Genomic DNA, 1,186 nt, shown 5'->3' on the forward strand with positions numbered 1-1,186 from the left:
AGGGAGGGGAAAGATGGCCCCCGCCGCTTAATCTGACAGTGCCCTCAACGACACCTACCCTGGCACATCGATGCCGCCGGGGGGCGTCCACCCCATCATCATCACAGCCAAGCGGATGATCTCGGGCGACGTCTTGAAATAGCGGAAAGGGCTGCGTCTCCTCATGCCGCGAGGGCAGGGAGGCGGCTACCGCGCCTCAACCCAGTTTGCTCTGACAGAGTCGCCAGAAGTTGCTTCTAACGCGGAAGCCGATCACTGGAGGGCTTTTCATCGGTGGGCGGCCCCCCCATCATGGTGCTGTGATGGAGAGCTAGACCGATGATCGAAATCGATCTCGTAAGAAGCAAGGAGCAGGCGGCCGCGGTCTACCGACTTGCGTATGAATTCATAGACTGGCTGCGCGATCGATATCCAGAGATGGCAAAGGAGATCGATGACTACCTCGAGCACCAAAAGTTCGACGAGCAGATCCAGGAGGTCTTGACGCACTTTAATCCGCCGAAGGGGGAATGCCTGCTGGCAATGCACGGCGGCGAGGCTATCGGCATTCTTATGCTCAAGGATATCGGGGGCGGCGTCTGCGAGATGAACCGGATGTTCGTCCGTGAGAGCGCCCGCGGCCTTGGAGCGGGCCGAGCCCTTGTCGAAGAGCTGAAGCTACGTGCTCGGAACATGGGGTTCGAGACCATGACCCTGAGTGCGCTGCCACGCCACTACGAAGCCTTGTCTCTCTATCGGTCGTGCGGTTTCAAGCATGATGATCGAGAGCGAGAGGCAGGTAACTCTGAGAACGCGCTGCTCATGAAGATTGAGCTGGGGGTGGTGTCAGACCAATGCGAACCAGTCTCAGTTCGGCTGAAGGCGGCGACCTTCAGGCCGCGCCGAGCTGACGCCACTCGGCAAGTGCGGCGGCGCGATTGAGCTTGAAGATGTCCCTGCTTGAGAGGTTGCGATCCTGGTTGAAGTGATTGTGGACGGAGGCATGGACGGCGGCGAAGAGCTGCAAACTTCGCATCCGCCGTAACCGCAGCATGGCTCTCTCCCGTCGTCGCAAAGGCAGGTGTGAGTTCTCCGCCCGATTGTTGCGCCAGCGACCAGTGTCCTGTCGGCCGGTGAGCAGCCCAACTTGATTGGTCCACGGTGATTGTTAGTTCATGGTCGGCCTTCGGTCCATCCGGACGATGCT

At 59.8% G+C, this 1,186-nt stretch carries 1 protein-coding gene and 1 pseudogene; one reads left to right on the top strand and one right to left on the bottom strand.

Translation table 11 applies throughout. From position 1 onward, the window contains the following. Window positions 1-318: 318 nt before the first annotated feature. Complete coding sequence (locus M1105_RS20550) at window positions 319-921, top strand: GNAT family N-acetyltransferase (RefSeq protein ID WP_249582238.1); 603 nt, start codon at window positions 319-321, stop codon at window positions 919-921. Here M1105_RS20550 and M1105_RS20555 read toward each other — a convergent pair. Continuing rightward, window positions 872-1,108, bottom strand: a pseudogene (locus M1105_RS20555) (DDE-type integrase/transposase/recombinase); the annotation flags it as partial. The gene M1105_RS20550 and the pseudogene M1105_RS20555 overlap by 50 nt on opposite strands. Window positions 1,109-1,186: the final 78 nt, after the last annotated feature.

Source organism: Thermohalobaculum sediminis, from assembly GCF_023487995.1.
Classification (GTDB): domain Bacteria; phylum Pseudomonadota; class Alphaproteobacteria; order Rhodobacterales; family Rhodobacteraceae; genus Thermohalobaculum; species Thermohalobaculum sediminis.

What these genes read in the sequence shown, in the direction of transcription:
- M1105_RS20550 (WP_249582238.1), top strand. Translation starts at nt 319, where the DNA reads ATGATCGAAATCGATCTCGTAAGAAGCAAGGAGCAGGCGGCCGCGGTC.